The organism is Pantoea sp. SYBGC1 (genome assembly GCF_057197005.1).
Map to the genome: position 1 here is coordinate 18,648 of NZ_JBXUNM010000010.1, position 16,140 is coordinate 34,787.

The 16,140-nt window shown below is 58.2% G+C and carries 13 protein-coding genes; 7 read left to right on the forward strand and 6 right to left on the reverse strand.

Translation table 11 applies throughout. The features are described from left to right. The first annotated feature begins 242 nt into the window (after positions 1-242). The 5 genes from glgB to glgP all read left to right on the forward strand — a co-directional run bounded on the left by glgB (position 243) and on the right by glgP (position 9,680). Entirely contained in the window at positions 243-2,429 is a 2,187-nt protein-coding gene (gene glgB, locus AC2CF9_RS15030) for a 1,4-alpha-glucan branching enzyme (RefSeq protein WP_150018664.1), read from the forward strand. Next, positions 2,429-4,408, forward strand: coding sequence for a glycogen debranching protein GlgX (gene glgX, locus AC2CF9_RS15035; RefSeq protein ID WP_484557359.1), 1,980 nt, complete (start codon positions 2,429-2,431; stop codon positions 4,406-4,408). The genes glgB and glgX overlap by 1 nt, the downstream gene beginning before the upstream one ends. Before the next feature lie 10 nt (positions 4,409-4,418). Beyond that, entirely contained in the window at positions 4,419-5,711 is a 1,293-nt protein-coding gene (gene glgC, locus AC2CF9_RS15040; protein ID WP_150018662.1) for a glucose-1-phosphate adenylyltransferase, read from the forward strand. A gap of 65 nt (positions 5,712-5,776) precedes the next feature. Beyond that, positions 5,777-7,210, forward strand: a complete 1,434-nt coding sequence (gene glgA, locus AC2CF9_RS15045) for a glycogen synthase GlgA (RefSeq protein WP_094112166.1) — start codon at positions 5,777-5,779, stop codon at positions 7,208-7,210. 22 nt (positions 7,211-7,232) lie between these two features. After that, on the forward strand, positions 7,233-9,680 hold the full coding sequence (gene glgP / locus AC2CF9_RS15050; protein ID WP_150018661.1) for a glycogen phosphorylase: 2,448 nt from the start codon (positions 7,233-7,235) through the stop codon (positions 9,678-9,680). 70 nt (positions 9,681-9,750) lie between these two features. On the opposite strand, the gene AC2CF9_RS15055 is transcribed toward glgP, so the two are convergent. Together AC2CF9_RS15055 and AC2CF9_RS15060 are read right to left on the reverse strand one after the other, a co-directional pair. Next, positions 9,751-10,305: a DcrB family lipoprotein gene (locus AC2CF9_RS15055; RefSeq protein ID WP_484557360.1), complete on the reverse strand. Its 555-nt coding sequence runs from the start codon at positions 10,303-10,305 to the stop codon at positions 9,751-9,753. Between the two features lie 113 nt (positions 10,306-10,418). Beyond that, positions 10,419-11,084 (reverse strand): 7-cyano-7-deazaguanine/7-aminomethyl-7-deazaguanine transporter, encoded by a 666-nt coding sequence (locus AC2CF9_RS15060; protein WP_039381893.1) that lies wholly within the window; start codon positions 11,082-11,084, stop codon positions 10,419-10,421. A 248-nt stretch (positions 11,085-11,332) separates the two neighbouring features. On the opposite strand from AC2CF9_RS15060, the gene tusA reads away from it, so the two are divergent. Continuing rightward, entirely contained in the window at positions 11,333-11,584 is a 252-nt protein-coding gene (gene tusA, locus AC2CF9_RS15065) for a sulfurtransferase TusA (RefSeq protein WP_039381895.1), read from the forward strand. On the opposite strand, the gene AC2CF9_RS15070 is transcribed toward tusA, so the two are convergent. Together AC2CF9_RS15070 and AC2CF9_RS15075 are read right to left on the reverse strand one after the other, a co-directional pair. Further along, entirely contained in the window at positions 11,562-13,838 is a 2,277-nt protein-coding gene (locus AC2CF9_RS15070; protein ID WP_484557361.1) for a zinc/cadmium/mercury/lead-transporting ATPase, read from the reverse strand. The two genes, tusA and AC2CF9_RS15070, sit on opposite strands and share 23 nt — an antisense overlap. A 92-nt stretch (positions 13,839-13,930) precedes the next feature. Further along, positions 13,931-14,560 (reverse strand): lysoplasmalogenase, encoded by a 630-nt coding sequence (locus AC2CF9_RS15075; RefSeq protein WP_484557362.1) that lies wholly within the window; start codon positions 14,558-14,560, stop codon positions 13,931-13,933. Between the two features lie 159 nt (positions 14,561-14,719). Here AC2CF9_RS15075 and AC2CF9_RS15080 point away from each other — a divergent pair, with 159 nt between their 5' ends. Beyond that, positions 14,720-15,076, forward strand: coding sequence for a DUF2500 domain-containing protein (locus AC2CF9_RS15080; RefSeq protein ID WP_039381903.1), 357 nt, complete (start codon positions 14,720-14,722; stop codon positions 15,074-15,076). A gap of 39 nt (positions 15,077-15,115) precedes the next feature. Here the strand turns inward: AC2CF9_RS15080 and AC2CF9_RS15085 are convergent, their stop codons facing one another. Then, complete coding sequence (locus AC2CF9_RS15085) at positions 15,116-15,385, reverse strand: DUF1145 family protein (protein WP_039331733.1); 270 nt, start codon at positions 15,383-15,385, stop codon at positions 15,116-15,118. Beyond that, positions 15,375-15,974 (reverse strand): 16S rRNA (guanine(966)-N(2))-methyltransferase, encoded by a 600-nt coding sequence (gene rsmD, locus AC2CF9_RS15090; RefSeq protein ID WP_484557363.1) that lies wholly within the window; start codon positions 15,972-15,974, stop codon positions 15,375-15,377. The genes AC2CF9_RS15085 and rsmD overlap by 11 nt, the downstream gene beginning before the upstream one ends. Positions 15,975-16,140: the final 166 nt, after the last annotated feature.

Below are 16,140 nucleotides of genomic sequence, written 5' to 3' on the forward strand. Positions count from 1 at the left end.
TGATAACAATTTTTCATGTTCCTCCCTGGCTTCTGCCAACCCCAAGCTATGATTTAACTGAGAAGTACCGATTGTTAACAGGTTGTACTTTGTAAGCGAATTAGTAGTGGTACCTGGCAACGAATTTTCCCATGGAGGGTGGCCTCTCTTGCCAGCGTACGTATGACTCAATGAAAAGCAGCGCACTTACAGCGGCACAGCTGCCTCTGCGGTCGCCTGCACAAAATCATAGGAAGAAAGTCATGTCAGAGTTTCCCGATCGCGATGCGATCAATGCGCTCTTTGCCGGGGATTACGCCGACCCCTTTTCTGTCCTGGGAATGCACCAGACCGTTCAGGGCCTTGAGGTCCGCGCGCTGCTGCCGGATGCGTCTGAAGTCTGGGTGATTGAAACCAAAACCGGCCGCAAATGTGGTCAGCTGAAGTGTCTGGACTCACGCGGCTTTTTCAGCGGAGTGATTCCGCGCCGCAAAAACATGTTTCGCTATCAGCTGGCGGTGAACTGGCATGGTCAGCAGAATCTGATTGATGACGCCTACCGTTTTGGCCCGCTGCTGGCCGATATGGACGCCTGGCTGCTGGCTGAAGGCACGCACCAGCGTCCATATGAAACCCTGGGGGCGCACGGCGCGACCATTGATGGCGTCAGCGGCACGCGCTTTGCCGTATGGGCACCGAATGCCCGGCGCGTCTCTGTGGTCGGGGATTTCAACTTCTGGGACGGCCGCCGTCATCCAATGCGCTTCCGGCGCGAACTCGGTATCTGGGAGCTGTTTGTGCCGGGTGCGGTAAACGGACAGCTCTATAAATATGAGATTATCGATTTACACGGGCAGATGCGTATCAAAGCTGACCCGTTTGCGTTTGAAGCGCAGATGCGCCCGCAGACAGCATCAATGATCTGCGGCCTGCCGCCGAAGGTTGAGATGCAGCCAGCGCGCAAAGCGGCGAACGGTTTTGATCAACCCATCTCTATTTATGAGGTGCACCTCGGCTCATGGCGACGCCACACCGATAACAACTTCTGGCTGAGCTACAAAGAGCTGGCTGAGCAGCTTATCCCTTATGTCAAAGAGATGGGCTTTACCCATATTGAGCTGCTGCCGATTAATGAGCATCCGTTTGACGGCAGCTGGGGTTATCAGCCGCTGGGCATGTATGCGCCGACGCGGCGCTTCGGCACGCGCGATGAGTTCCGTCAGTTTGTTGCAGCGGCACATGAAGCGGGCATCAACGTACTGCTGGACTGGGTACCGGGCCATTTCCCTGATGACGACTTCGGACTGGCGAAATTTGACGGCACCGAACTCTATGAGCACAGCGATCCGCGCGAAGGGTACCATCAGGACTGGAATACGCTGATCTATAACTTTGGCCGGCGTGAAGTCAGCAACTATCTCTCCGGTAACGCGCTTTACTGGCTGGAGCGGTTTGGCATTGACGGCCTGCGCGTGGATGCGGTGGCTTCAATGATCTACCGCGACTACAGCCGTAAAGCGGGCGAGTGGATCCCGAATCATCTGGGCGGGCGCGAAAATCTGGAAGCGATTGCGTTTCTGCGTCATACCAACCAGACGCTGGGCACGGCGGTGCCTGGCAGCATCACCGTGGCGGAAGAGTCAACTGACTTCCCCGGCGTCACGCGTCCGGGCGAGAACGAAGGGCTGGGCTTCTGGTTTAAGTGGAACCTGGGCTGGATGCACGACACCCTCGACTACATGAAGCTCGACCCGGTACATCGCCGCTATCATCACAATCTGATGACATTTGGCATGGCCTACAACTATAGCGAAAACTTCGTGCTGCCGCTCTCCCATGACGAAGTGGTGCACGGCAAGCGCTCTATTCTCGATCGCATGCCGGGTGACGCCTGGCAGAAGTTCGCTAACCTGCGCGCCTACTACGGCTGGATGTGGGCGTTTCCGGGTAAAAAGCTGCAGTTTATGGGCAATGAGTTTGCTCAGGGGCGCGAGTGGAACCATGACGTCAGCCTCGACTGGCACCTGCTGGAAGGCGATGACAACTGGCATCACGGCGTGCAGCGTCTGGTACGCGATCTCAACCACACCTATCGCCACTATGCGCCACTTTATCAGCTCGACTTTGATCCGCAGGGCTTTGAGTGGCTGGTAGTGGATGACCACGATAACTCGGTGTTTGTCTTTGTACGCCGCGACCGCGAAGGCAATGAGATCATTGTTGCCAGCAACTTTACGCCGGTTACGCGCCAGGATTACCGTTTTGGCGTTAATCAGGCGGGCAGCTGGCGCGAAGTGCTGAATACCGATCAGCACGACTATCACGGCAGCGACGTGCGCAACCACAGCATTGCCCGCACCGACGAAATTGCCAGCCACGGCCGCGCGCAGTCGCTGAGTCTGACCCTGCCACCGCTGTCGACCATCTGGCTGGTGCGGGAGGCGGACTGATGATCGAAGCGGGCCAGCCTGCGCCGCACGGGGCCCGCTATGATGGACGCGGCGTCAACTTCACGCTCTTCTCGCGTCACGCAGAGAAGGTGGAGCTCTGCCTGTTCAGCCGTGAAGGAGAGGAGCAGCGCCTGACGCTGCCCGCCCGCAGCGGCGATATCTGGCACGGCTATATCGCCGGGCTGAAGCCGGGCCAGCGCTACGGCTATCGCGTTTATGGCCCGTGGGATCCGCAGCGGGGACACCGTTTTAATCCGGCTAAACTGCTGGTGGACCCCTGCGCTAAAGCCGTCACCGGCAGCGTGGCGGATGACGCCGCGCTGTATGGCGGCATCGCGCAGCCTGACAGTCAGGACAGCGCCGGCTGTATGCCCAAATCGCTGGTTATCGCTGAAGACTTTGACTGGGAAGACGATCGGCCACTGCGTACGCCCTGGGGCAAAACGGTCATTTACGAAGCGCACGTGCGCGGTCTGACGCAGCTGCACCCGGAAATTCCTGAAACGCTGCGCGGGACGTATGCGGCGCTCGGCCACCCTGCTATGGTGAAGTACCTGCGTCACCTCGGCATTACCGCGCTGGAGCTGCTGCCGGTGGCGGCGTTTGCCAGCGAGCCGCGGCTGCAGCGGACAGGGCTGCAAAACTACTGGGGCTACAACCCCTATGCGCTCTGGGCGGTACACCCGGATTATGCGTCAGGAGAAGCGGGCGTCACGGCGCTGCAGGAGTTTCAGCAGGCGGTGAAAACGCTGCATGCAGCGGGGATTGAAGTGATCCTGGATGTGGTATTTAACCACTCCGCAGAGCTGGAAGAGATTGGCCCGACGCTGTCGCTGCGCGGAGTGGATAACGCCAGCTACTACTGGCTTGATGAGCAGGGGAACTATCAGAACTGGACCGGCTGCGGCAACACGCTGAATCTCAGCGATCCGCAGGTGGTAGCGTGGGCGCTGGAAGCGCTGCGCTACTGGGTACAGCACTGTCACGTTGATGGCTTTCGCTTTGATCTCGCCAGCGTGCTGGCACGTACGCCGGACTTTTGCGCTGAAGCACCGCTGCTGGCGGCGATTCGCGCCTGTCCGGTTCTGTCACAGGTCAAGCTGATTGCTGAGCCGTGGGATATTGGCGAAAACGGCTATCAGGTGGGCCGGTTTCCGCCAGGCTTTGCCGAATGGAACGACCATTTTCGCGACGCTGCACGCCGCTACTGGCTGCATGGCGAACTGAACAACGGCGAGCTGGCGCGTCGGTTTGCCGCCTCAGCCGATCTGTTTCAGCAGGCAGAGCGCCGGCCGCACGCCAGCATTAATTTTATTACCGCGCATGATGGCTTCACGCTGCGCGACCTGGTGAGCTATAACCATAAACATAATCAGGCTAACGGCGAGGATAACCGCGACGGCAGCAGTGATAACTTCAGCCATAACCACGGGCATGAAGGGCTGAAAGCGAATCCGGATGTCCTGCAGCGGCGGCGGCACAGCGCGCATGCGCTGCTGACCACGCTGCTGCTGGCGCAGGGCACGCCGATGCTGCTGGCGGGCGATGAGCGCGGCCAGAGCCAGTACGGCAATAACAACGCCTACTGTCAGAATAACCTGCTGACGTGGCTCAACTGGCAGCAGGGTGATGAAGGACTGGTCGACTTTACTGCGGCACTGATCCAGCTGCGCCAGCGCATTCCGGCGCTGACGGCAGACTGCTGGTGGCAGGAGGGGGATGGTCAGGTGCAGTGGTTCAATGCCAGCGGCAAACCACTGGAACCAGAAGAGTGGGAGCGGGGTGCGCATCAGATGCAAATCCTGCTGTCGGACCGCTGGCTGATAACAATAAATGCAACAGATGCAATCAGTGACCTAGCCTTACCAGACGGAGAATGGCATGCCATACCTCCTTTCGCCGGGGAAGATAATCCCATTTTGACAACTGTCTGGCACGGGCCCGCACGCGGCGTGTGTGTGTTCCTAAAGCAATCATAAGGAGTCAGACATGGTGAAGTTAGACAGAAACGATCCTCTGATGCTGGCGCGCCAGCTCCCTACCCAGACAGTTGCCCTGATCCTTGCTGGCGGACGCGGTACGCGTCTGAAAGATCTGACCGCAAAACGCGCGAAGCCTGCCGTTCACTTTGGCGGCAAGTTTCGTATCATCGACTTTGCCCTTTCCAACTGCATCAACTCAGGCATCCGGCGCATCGGCGTCATTACTCAGTATCAGTCGCATACGCTGACGCAGCATATTCAGCGCGGCTGGTCACTGTTTAACGAAGAGATGAATGAGTTTGTCGATTTGCTGCCTGCTCAGCAGCGCGCCGCGACGGAGTACTGGTATCGCGGCACTGCCGATGCGGTGACGCAGAACCTCGACATTATCCGGCGCTATAACGCGCAGTACATCGTGATCCTTGCCGGCGATCACATCTACAAAATGGACTACTCGCGTATGCTGCTCGACCACGCTGAACGCGGCGCGAAGTGCACTATTGCCTGTCTGCCGGTTCCGCTGGCGGAAGCGACCGCCTTTGGCGTGATGGCGGTAGATGCTGAAAACAACGTGGTCGATTTTGTTGAAAAACCCGCGACGCCTCCCGCTATGCCTGGCGACGCAGATAAAGCGCTGGCAAGTATGGGTATCTATGTTTTCAATGCCGACTATCTTTATCAGTTACTGGAAGAAGATTTGCTGGCAGAGAACTCCAGCCACGACTTTGGCAAAGATCTGCTGCCAAAAATTGTGGCGAGCGGTGAGGCGTATGCACATTCATTCACGCTCTCCTGCGTGCAGAACGATGAGAATGCAGAACCCTACTGGCGTGATGTAGGTACGCTGGAGGCCTACTGGCGTGCGAATCTCGATCTGGCATCCGTGACGCCAGAGCTGGATATGTATGACCATGAATGGCCCATCCGGACCCATATGGAGCCACTGCCGCCGGCTAAATTTGTGCAGGATAGATCCGGCAGTCATGGCATGACCATGAACTCGCTGGTATCGGGCGGCTGTATTATTTCCGGCTCCGTAGTCGTGAATTCAGTGCTGTTTCCGCGCGTGCGCGTAAACTCATTTTGCAATATTGATTCAGCGGTGCTGCTACCGGATGTTGTGGTAGGCCGTTCGTGCCGGCTTCGCCGCTGTGTAATTGACCGTGCCTGCGCAATCCCGGAGGGCATGGTGATTGGAGAGAATCCGGATGAAGACAGCCGGCGTTTTTACCGATCGGAAGAGGGCATCGTACTGGTGACGCGCGCCATGCTGGCCAGGCTGGCCACCGCGGGTCAGTGAGTGGCGACAAGCATACAAAAAAACCGCCGCGTGGAACGCGCGCGATAACATAATAGGGGTTCAGGATGCAGGTTTTACATGTCTGTTCAGAGCTTTTTCCGCTGCTGAAAACGGGCGGGCTGGCTGATGTCGTCGGCGCATTACCGCAGGCGCAAATAGCCGATGGTACGGATACGCGGGTACTGATCCCGGCGTTTCCGGATCTGCGTAAAGGAATTCCTGATACTGACGTGGTGGCGGAGCTGCAAACTTTTGCCGGGCCCGTGCGCCTGCTGTTCGGGCAGTACAACGGTGTCGGTATTTATCTGATTGATGCGCCAGGACTGTATGACCGTCCCGGCAGCCCCTACCACGACACGTCGCAGTTCGCATACGTAGACAACTATCTGCGTTTCGCACTGCTGGGCTGGATGGGCGCCGAGCTGGCCAGCGGAGTAGATGGCCTGTGGCGTCCGCAGATTGTGCATGCGCATGACTGGCATGCCGGTCTGACCTGCGCCTATATCGCCGCGCGCGGTAATCCGGCTAAAACGGTCTTTACCGTGCACAACCTTGCCTACCAGGGGCTGTTTAATGCCCGGCATCTGGATGAGATTCAGATCCCGCGGGAATATTTTGGCATGCATGGCCTGGAGTTTTACGGCCAGATCTCCTACCTCAAGGCTGGCCTGTTCTTTGCCGATCACATCACGGCAGTCAGTCCGACCTATGCGCTGGAGATCACCCGCCCGGAGTTTGGCTATGGCATGGAAGCGCTGCTGGAGCAGCGTTTGCGTGAAGGTCGCCTGAGCGGCATTCTCAACGGCGTGGATCCGGGCATCTGGGATCCGGCTCATGACCTGCTGCTGACCGCCCGTTATGACCGTGAAACCCTGGAAAGCAAAGCGGAAAACAAACGTCAGCTGCAGATCGCTATGGGACTGAAGGTCGATGATAAAGTGCCGGTTTTCTGCGTCATCAGCCGGCTGACAAAACAGAAAGGGCTCGATCTGGTGCTGGAAGCGCTGCCGGGTCTGCTGGCACAGGGCGGGCAGCTGGTCCTGCTGGGTCAGGGCGACGCCGAACTGCAGCAGGGTTTTCTTGCAGCCGCGGCGGAGCATCCTGGCAGCGTGGGCGTACAGATTGGCTATCACGAAGCGTTCTCACACCGCATTGTTGGCGGTGCCGATGTGATTATGGTTCCCAGCCGCTTTGAACCCTGCGGGCTGACGCAGCTCTATGGCCTGAAATATGGCACGCTGCCGCTGGTGCGTCGTACCGGTGGCCTGGCTGATACCGTACAGGATAGCTCTCTGGAGAACCTGGCGGATGGCGTCGCCAGCGGCTTCAGTTTTGAAGACAGCAACGCCTGGTCACTGCTGCGGGCTATTCGCCGCGCCTTTGTACTCTGGTCACGGCCTTCACTGTGGCGCTATGTTCAGCGCCAGGCCATGGCGATGGATTTCAGCTGGCAGGTGGCTGCGCAGGCCTACCGCGATCTTTATCAACGTATGCTGTAATTGAGAGATTGGGAGTCCGGATATGAATGCACCTTTCACCTACGCCTCACCCACGCTGACGGTTGAAGCGCTGAAGCACTCAATCGCCTATAAGCTGATGTTTACGATTGGCAAAGATCCTTCAATCGCGAATAAGCATGAGTGGCTGAACGCCTCGCTGCTCGCGGTGCGCGACCGTATGGTGGAGCGCTGGCTGCGTTCCAGCCGTGCGCAGCTGTCGCAGGACGTGCGTCAGGTTTACTACCTGTCGATGGAGTTCCTGATGGGTCGCACGCTGGGCAATGCGCTGCTGGCGATGGGCATTTATGACGATCTCAATCAGGCGCTGGATGAGATGGGACTCAATCTCAGCGAACTGATGGAAGAGGAGAACGATCCCGGACTCGGCAACGGCGGCCTTGGTCGTCTGGCCGCCTGCTTTTTAGATTCGCTGGCAACGTTAGGCCTGCCGGGACGCGGTTACGGCATCCGCTATGACTACGGTATGTTCCGGCAGAACATTGTTGACGGCCAGCAGCGTGAGTCGCCGGACTACTGGCTGGAGTATGGCAATCCGTGGGAGTTTCAGCGCCATAATACCCGCTATAAAGTGCGTTTCGGCGGTCGTCTGCAGCATGAGGGCGCGCGCGTCCGCTGGATTGAAACGGAAGAGATCGTCGCGATGGCGTACGATCAAATCATTCCCGGTTTTGATACCGATGCCACCAATACCCTGCGGCTGTGGGGTGCGCAGGCGAGCAATGAGATCAATCTCGGCAAGTTTAACCAGGGCGACTACTTTGCGGCCGTCGAGGACAAAAATCACTCCGAGAACGTCTCACGCGTTCTCTATCCGGATGATTCAACCTACTCAGGACGCGAGCTGCGGCTGCGTCAGGAGTACTTCCTTGTCTCCTCGACGGTGCAGGATATTCTGCATCGCCACTGGAAAATGCATGAAACCTGGGACAACCTTGCTGACAAAGTCGCTATCCACCTGAACGACACGCATCCGGTTCTGGCGATCCCGGAGCTGATGCGGCTGCTGATTGATGAGTATAAATTCAGCTGGGATGACGCATTTGAAGTCACCTGTCAGATCTTCTCCTATACCAACCATACGCTGATGAGCGAGGCGCTGGAGACCTGGCCGGTGGATATGATCGGCAAAATTTTGCCGCGTCACCTGAGCATTATTTTTGAGATCAACGACTACTTCCTGAAGACGATTCAGGAGCACTATCCCGACGACTGGGATCTGATGTCGCGCATCTCGATTATCGATGAGAATGATGGCCGCCGCATCCGTATGGCGTGGCTGGCGGTGGTGGTCAGTCACAAAGTAAACGGCGTCTCTGAGCTGCACTCCAATCTGATGGTGCAGTCGCTGTTTGCCGACTTTGCCCGGCTTTTTCCGGGACGTTTCTGCAACAAGACAAACGGTGTGACGCCGCGTCGCTGGCTGGCGCTGGCGAATCCGGCACTCTCCGGCGTGCTGGATGAAACCATTGGTCGCAACTGGCGTACCGATCTGTCACAGCTCAGCGAGCTGCAGCCGCATATCGACTATCCGGCGTTTATTCGTCAGGTTGCCGATGCCAAATTTGCCAACAAGCAGCGGCTGGCGGCATGGGTCGCCAAAAATATGGATATCGTGCTCAATCCGCACGCGCTGTTCGATGTACAGATCAAGCGTATTCACGAATATAAACGGCAGCTGCTTAACGTGCTGCATGTGATCACCCGCTATAACCGGATCAAAGCCGATCCCGATGCCAGCTGGGTGCCACGCGTAAATATTTTTGCCGGCAAAGCCGCCTCGGCCTACTACGTGGCAAAACATATTATTCATCTGATCAATGATGTGGCTGACGTGATCAACAACGATCCGCAGGTAAAGAACAAGCTGAAAGTGGTGTTTATCCCTAACTACGGCGTCAGCCTCGCGCAGATCATCATTCCGGCAGCCGATCTTTCCGAGCAGATCTCCACGGCGGGTACCGAGGCCTCCGGCACCAGCAACATGAAGTTTGCGCTAAACGGCGCGCTGACCATCGGCACGCTGGATGGGGCAAACGTGGAGATGCGCGAGCACGTGGGCGCAGAGAATATCTTTATCTTCGGTAACACCACTCCGCAGGTTGAGCAGCTGCGCAAAGAGGGCTACAACCCACGCAAATACTTTGAGGAAGATGCTGAGCTGCATCAGGTGCTGACGCAGATTGCCACCGGCGTGTTCAGCCCGCAGGAGCCGGGACGTTATCGTAACCTGTTTGATGCGCTGGTGAACTTTGGTGACCACTATCAGCTGCTGGCGGATTACCGCAGCTATGTGGATACGCAGGATAAAGTGGATAAGCTTTACCGGCAGCCGGATGAGTGGCAGCGCCGTGCAGCGCTGAATATCGCCGGTATGGGCTACTTCTCGTCAGATCGTACCATTCAGGAGTATGCGGATGAGATCTGGCATATTTCGCCGGTAAGGTTATAAAAAAGGTCGCCATGAATGGCGACCCTGGAAAATATGGCCCGGTGCGCATCAATGCGCATCGGGTAACGGCTTACTTCAGCGTAATGCTCTTCACAATGCTGTCTGCATCGCTCTGCGCCTGCTGCTGATTCTCCGCCGGCAGGGTGATCTGCAGCGTCAAAAGCTGGTTATCGACTTTTGCCAGCACTACCGTTGACCACGATGTCTGATTGTTAGCGGAAATCACCGTATCCAGCTGCTGTGCCGGCTGGTCTTTCAGCGTTACCGCTTTATTCGACACCACCTGCAGCTGCGGATCGCGATTGCGCTGCTGCTGCTCCAGACGTTTTGAGAGCGTCTCAAGTGAGTCACTGGTCGGGTCGCCGGCGATCACAATAATGGCGCGCTGGCCGGTTTCATTAGCGTAGACGTGCATATTGGTGGATTCAGAGCCGAGTTTACCGCTCTTATCAGACATGCCTGCAGGCAGCGTAAAGCTCAGTTTCCCTTCCATCAGATTTACCGTCTGAGCGGACTGGCTGACGCTGGTGCCGCTGTTGTCAGCGGTATCCTCTTTTTTCTGATCGCACGCCGCCAGGCCCAGCACCAGCAGGCCGATACCTGCATACTTCACTACGTTGCGCATTCTGTTCCCTTTTACAATTCCAGTCTGGCTTATACAAACGGAATCGGCGGTCAAAAGCAACCGCCGATGTGTCAGGAAATCTTAGCGCACCGCGCCATTTCGTCTATGGCACATTAGCCGAAATTGATCTGGCGCGCCTGATGCCGTTCCGCCATGCGCTTCAGGGCGGCATTCAGCAGCAGGCCGTAGGCGGGCAGGAAGAAGATCAGGCAGATCAGCACTTTGAAGCTGTAGTCCACCAGCGCAATCTCGACCCAGTGCGCTGCCATGAAGGGATCCTGGCTCTTATAAAAAGCGATAAAGAAAAAGGCCAGCGTATCGCTGACGTTGCCGAGAAACATGGCGCAGGCTGGCGCTATCCACCACTGCGGCAGCTGGCGCAGACGGTTAAAGACGTGAACGTCGAGGATCTGACCCAGCGCATAGGCCATAAAGCTGGCGCAGGCGATACGGGCGACAAAGAGATTGACCTGCTGCAGCGACGCCCAGCCCTGCCATGCCCCCTGATAAAAGAGGCAGGAAATAGCGTAGGAGATAAACAGCGCCGGGATCATCACTGCGAGAATAATGCGCCGCGCAAGCGGAGCGCCGAAAATACGCACGGTCAGGTCGGTTGCGAGAAAAATAAAGGGAAAGCTGAACGCACCCCAGGTGGTATGAAAACCGAAAATAGCGACCGGCAGCTGAACCAGATAATTGCTGGAGGTGATCACCAGCAGATGAAACAGCGACAGCCAGAAAAGGGCGTGCATGCGCTGACGCGCAGAAAAAGCGATCATAGTGAGCCTTTTTAAACAATGGGGTGAGGGAACCCATCCCTTCATCGTTCGCATTTTTGCTGCGCTGACTGCGCGTGCCAAAAGGCGAAGGATTTTGGGGACTAAGCAACGGTATTGAAAAATCGGACGGCATCTTAACCCGTTGCGCAATTTATGCAACGGTTAATTTTAACGCAATCGTTGTCGCCTTGCGCTGCGGAAATGGCGAGCTAGAATGAGCATCCCTGTTACTGACCGATAAGAGAATCATGAGCGATCCTTTCTCCGCACCCGACCATACGCTGGATGCGCTGGGCCTGCGCTGCCCTGAACCCGTGATGATGGTACGCAAGACGGTACGCACAATGCAGGCGGGTGAAACGCTGCTGATTATTGCCGACGATCCGGCGACCACGCGCGATATCCCCGGTTTCTGCCGCTTTATGGATCACGATTTACTGGCACAGCAGACGGAAGCGCTGCCGTACCAGTATCTGATCAGGAAAGGCGCGGAGGCCTGACGGGGGGCTGGCGCAGCAGACGCAGAGCGTTTGCGGTCACCAGCGCCGTAGCACCCGAATCGGCCAGCACCGCCAGCCACAAGCCGGTTAAGCCGAACAGCGTCGTGAGCAGAAACAGCGCCTTCAGCCCCAGCGCCAGCGTAATATTCTGCAGTACGATGGCGCGGGCGCGCCGCGCCAGCGCAACAGTCTGCGGCAGAAGGGTCAGGCGATTCTGCGTCAGCGCAGCGTCAGCCGTTTCCAGCGCCACGTCAGTGCCGCTGCCCATAGCAATCCCGATAGCCGCCGCTTTCATCGCTGGCGCATCATTAATGCCGTCACCCACCATCGCCAGCGGCTGCTGCTGGCTCAGCGCGCGTACGGCACTGACTTTGTCTGCCGGCAGCAAACCCGCCCGATATTCAATATTAAGTTCTGCCGCTATGGCGGCGGCCGCACGCGGGTTATCACCGGTCAGCATGACGCTGGCGATCCCCGCGGCTCTGAGCTGATCGATAGCCGCCGCAGCCTCTTCACGCAGCCGATCCTGCAGCGCCAGCAGCCCCAGCGGCCGATCTGCCTGCAGCAGGATCACCACCGTGTTGCCCTCGCGCTCGTACTCCATCACCCGCTGCCGCTGCTGCTCGCTTAATCCCGGCGCGGCACGCGGTGTCAGCAGCTGATAAGGAACGCCGTCGATGCTCGCGCGAATGCCGCTGCCCGCCAGCGTCTGCTGCTGTTGCGCTTCCGGCAGAGTCAGCTGCCGTTTCGCAGCTTCTGCGACAATCGCCTGCGCCAGCGGGTGCCCGGACCCGCGCTCTGCCGCCGCCGCGAGGCGCAGCAGCGCCGCTTCGTCAGTTTGACCAAAAGCGTGGATCGCCGTAACCTGCGGTTTACCCAGGGTCAGCGTGCCGGTTTTGTCGAAGGCGATAACCTGCACGCGGCTCAGCTGCTCCAGCGCGGCGCCGCCTTTGAGCAGCACGCCCTGACGCGCGGCGGAGGCCAGCGCTGAAGTCACCGCCGCCGGCGTTGAGATCACCAGCGCGCAGGGGCAGCCAATCAGCAGCAGCGTCAGCCCTTTATAGATCCACGGCTGCCACTCTCCCAGGCCAGAGAGCGGCGGGATCACTATCACCAGTAGCGCCAGCAGCATAATGGCCGGCGTATAGATGCGGCTGAAGCGATCGATAAAGCGTTCTGCCGGTGCGCGATGGCTTTCCGCTTCATCAATCAGCTGCAGAATACGATCGATAGCGCTCTCTCCCGGCAGGGAGGTCACTTTTATCTGCACCAGCCGATCAACGCTGGTGGCGCCCGCCATCAGCCGATCGCCGGGCTGATGGCTCACCGGCAGGGACTCACCGGTCAATGCGCTTTCATCAAAGCTGGCGCTGGACTGCAGCAGCTCGCCATCAACCGGCAGGCGGCCGCCGGCGGCAACTTCAATAATGTCGCCCGGCTGCAGCGCCGCCAGCGGGACCGTAACGCGCTGCGCGCCCTGCAGCCGTGTTGCACGCTCCGGACGCAGCGCCATCAGGGCGGTCACACCGCGCCGCGCCTGCGCTGCGGCCCAGGCCTCAAGCCGCTCACCGATTAAAAACAGCAGCAGCACCATCGCAGCTTCGGCATGAGCGCCCGTTACCAGTGCGCCAGCTGCAGCCGCCGTCATCAGCGTTTCGATTGAGAAAGGCGAGCCGCTGCGGATCCGCTGCCAGGCGCTGTGCGCGACCGGCAGGAGACCGGCCAGCGCGGTCGCGACAAACAGGCGATCGCCCCAGATCGGTGACTGCTGACTTATCAGCCAGCTCGTCAGCATCAGCAGTGCCAGCAGCAGCAGCGCAGCGCGATCGCGCCAGTGTGAAGCCGCAGGCGGGAGAGCGGGGGCATCAGCGGCGTGCAGCCTGAAGCCCGCCTGTTTTACCGCCTGTTCTATGGCAGTCTGCATGGCGGCGGGAGCGCAGACTTCCAGCTTTTCACTGGCAAAAATCACGCGCGCCTGCATGACCTGCGGCAGCTTTTGTACGGCGGTTTCGATAGTGCGTGCGCAGCCCGGGCAGTCCATCCCGGTGATTCGCCAGCGCAGTGCAGGCTGCACGCTGGCAGAGTCTCTGTTTGCATCCGCGTCAGCTGACGTCGCGCTTCCGGCACAGCAGGCGGTGCTGGCGGGCGTGGTCAGACGGGTGAAGCGGGCCGCGGGCAGGGGACGCACGGCAGCGTGTGGCTGCAGTTTGCTGCCCGGCCGGTCACAGCCGCAGGGGGAAATCTGTTGATGCATGAAGCCTCCGGTATCAGTAACGGGCAGCTGCCCGTTACTGAAGGCTACACTCTGGAGTCAGCTCCAGAGTCAAGCCCGGAATGGCCGGTTTATCAGGAGAGCCAGAGTGAACGCACAATCATAAAATGACCGGCAAAATAGCAGGCGGCGACAATGGCGCTGTCAGCGCTGAAGCGGCGGCGATAGTGGGTGATAAACCAGATAATATTGGCCAGCAGCAGCAGGCCCGCACCAATCAGCAGCGAGAAGCTGTAGTCAGTCGGACGGAAAAAGTAGTTTTCAGCCGCCATCCAGTTCATCACCAGCGTCATGCCAATCAGGGTACAGATAGGCCAGCGCAGCTCCTCCAGCCGCGTCCAGAGCAGCGCAATGACCGCAACGCCGATAATCAGAAACGTTAGCGGAATGGGCCAGTAGAAGCTCATGGTCATATGGGCGGTAAAACTGATGGTGTAGAGCAGATGCGAAAGGAAAAACGCGCCCAGCGCATAAAGCATTTGCTGCCGGGGCAGCAGCATCAGCGCATCGCCTGCCAGCGTGGCAATCAGTCCGGCAAGGATCAGATAGTCAGTGGTGTTTACGGCAGGTGCCTGCCAGGCCCAGGCAACCAGCAGCAGCAGGGTAACAGGTTTAAACAGCCAGCGTTGCCACTGCGGACCGCGATAGGAGGCATCCACATAGAGCCAGCCGGAAAAAAGTACTGCAAGGAAAGACCAAAGCATTTTTTCTCCCTTTTGTAGACGAGATGTCCACACTGTTGAAATATCCCAGACTCTCTCTGAGTTTAAGTTACCGCTGGCAAATGTGACAATCGGGCAACTCTGGTTGTATGCTTTAGCTTCTTTTTAAATGATCAAATGAAGTGAAGTGCGAGCAAAAACATGAGCAAACCACCGCTAATCTTTTTTATCGTCCTGGCGATTATCGCCATTCTGGCGACCCGGCAGTTTATCAAGCAACGGCGGGAAGCTGCGGTTAACGACGCCTCACCGGTACGATCGCTGACTGTACAGGTAAAAACCAAGCGTGAGTATCCGGCACCGAATCGCCGTTCGCGTCAGCGCGAAGAGATTGCCGGTGAAGAGATGAAATATGAAGCCTGGTTTCATCCGCTGAACGGGGCGAGCGACATTAAAACCGCGGTCAGCGCCAGCGATTACCACCAGATGGACAAAGGCGTAAAAGGCGAGCTGAAGATGCAGGGCAGCCGCTTTGTCAGCTTTACCCCCGCGCGCTGAAACCGGAGCGCCGGTAAAGGTGCCCCGGTTAGCACCGGATCACATCTTCGGATAGTGCTTTTTCTGCCAGGCGAGCAGCTCAAATACACCGAAAAAGAAAATCTTAGCCTGTGTGGCGCCGCTCAGCTTCGGCGCCTCTTTAGGCTGGGTGGCGCGCAGCAGCACCAGCTGCAGTCCATGCATAATCACCATGAAAAACAGGGCGACATGCACAAAATAGCGCAGCGGTGTGGGGAAAGGGTGCACCAGGTTAAGCAGCAGAAAAGCCCAGACGCAAATCATCAGTAACCGTCCCAGATTAAGCCACATCGTGCGCCTCCTGTTGGCGTTGATAGAGTCGATAGGCGACCTGACCGGCGATCTTTTCCCGGTAAAGCTGCCAGCTGGCGGGCACGTCAGGCGCCCCCTGTTCCACTTCACTTTCCACGTAAATCAGCGCGTCTGCGCTCAGCCACTGATTACGCTCCAGCAGCGCCAGCGTCTCCGCCAGCAGCCCTTTGCGAAAGGGCGGATCGACAAATACGATATCAAAAGCTTCGCCAGGCTGAGCCAGCCACTGCAGCGCGCTGGTCTGCACCACCGTCGCCTGCGTGGCGCGCAGCGTGTCGACGTTGCGCGCCAGCTGCTGCGCTACGCTGCGCTCCAGCTCCAGCAGCGTGACTGAATCTGCATAGCGCGACAGCGCTTCGAGACCCAGCGCGCCGCTGCCGGCGAAGCAGTCGAGGCAGCGCGCCTGCGCAAGATGAGGCGCCAGCCAGTTAAAGAGGGTTTCACGTACGCGATCGGTCGTGGGACGCAGGCCTGCGCTATCCGGCACCGGAAGTTTACGGCCGCGCCACTGGCCGCCGATGATGCGGATCTGGCCAGCGCCGCCGCTGCTGCGGGATGATTTACTCATTTTGCTCACAACTCGTCATAATTTGTTGCGTAGTTTAACGGGCGCGACAGGCAGAAGAAACGTAAAAAAGGGTGCTGTGGTGCGCTGGCCGGAAAGTGTTAGACTATTGAACGATACAAGCGTGCGTAATTCGCTGATTTTACGCCGCAGAAAGTTAAAAAACTGA

Bases quoted from the DNA above. Each gene is read 5' to 3' on its own strand.
- AC2CF9_RS15080 (WP_039381903.1), top strand. From the start codon at position 14,720: ATGAGCAAACCACCGCTAATCTTTTTTATCGTCCTGGCGATTATCGCC.
- AC2CF9_RS15075 (WP_484557362.1), bottom strand. From the start codon at position 14,560: ATGCTTTGGTCTTTCCTTGCAGTACTTTTTTCCGGCTGGCTCTATGTG.
- glgC (WP_150018662.1), top strand. From the start codon at position 4,419: ATGGTGAAGTTAGACAGAAACGATCCTCTGATGCTGGCGCGCCAGCTC.
- AC2CF9_RS15070 (WP_484557361.1), bottom strand. From the start codon at position 13,838: ATGCATCAACAGATTTCCCCCTGCGGCTGTGACCGGCCGGGCAGCAAA.
- tusA (WP_039381895.1), top strand. From the start codon at position 11,333: ATGAGCGATCCTTTCTCCGCACCCGACCATACGCTGGATGCGCTGGGC.
- glgX (WP_484557359.1), top strand. From the start codon at position 2,429: ATGATCGAAGCGGGCCAGCCTGCGCCGCACGGGGCCCGCTATGATGGA.
- glgB (WP_150018664.1), top strand. From the start codon at position 243: ATGTCAGAGTTTCCCGATCGCGATGCGATCAATGCGCTCTTTGCCGGG.
- AC2CF9_RS15055 (WP_484557360.1), bottom strand. From the start codon at position 10,305: ATGCGCAACGTAGTGAAGTATGCAGGTATCGGCCTGCTGGTGCTGGGC.
- AC2CF9_RS15085 (WP_039331733.1), bottom strand. From the start codon at position 15,385: ATGTGGCTTAATCTGGGACGGTTACTGATGATTTGCGTCTGGGCTTTT.
- glgP (WP_150018661.1), top strand. From the start codon at position 7,233: ATGAATGCACCTTTCACCTACGCCTCACCCACGCTGACGGTTGAAGCG.
- AC2CF9_RS15060 (WP_039381893.1), bottom strand. From the start codon at position 11,084: ATGATCGCTTTTTCTGCGCGTCAGCGCATGCACGCCCTTTTCTGGCTG.
- rsmD (WP_484557363.1), bottom strand. From the start codon at position 15,974: ATGAGTAAATCATCCCGCAGCAGCGGCGGCGCTGGCCAGATCCGCATC.
- glgA (WP_094112166.1), top strand. From the start codon at position 5,777: ATGCAGGTTTTACATGTCTGTTCAGAGCTTTTTCCGCTGCTGAAAACG.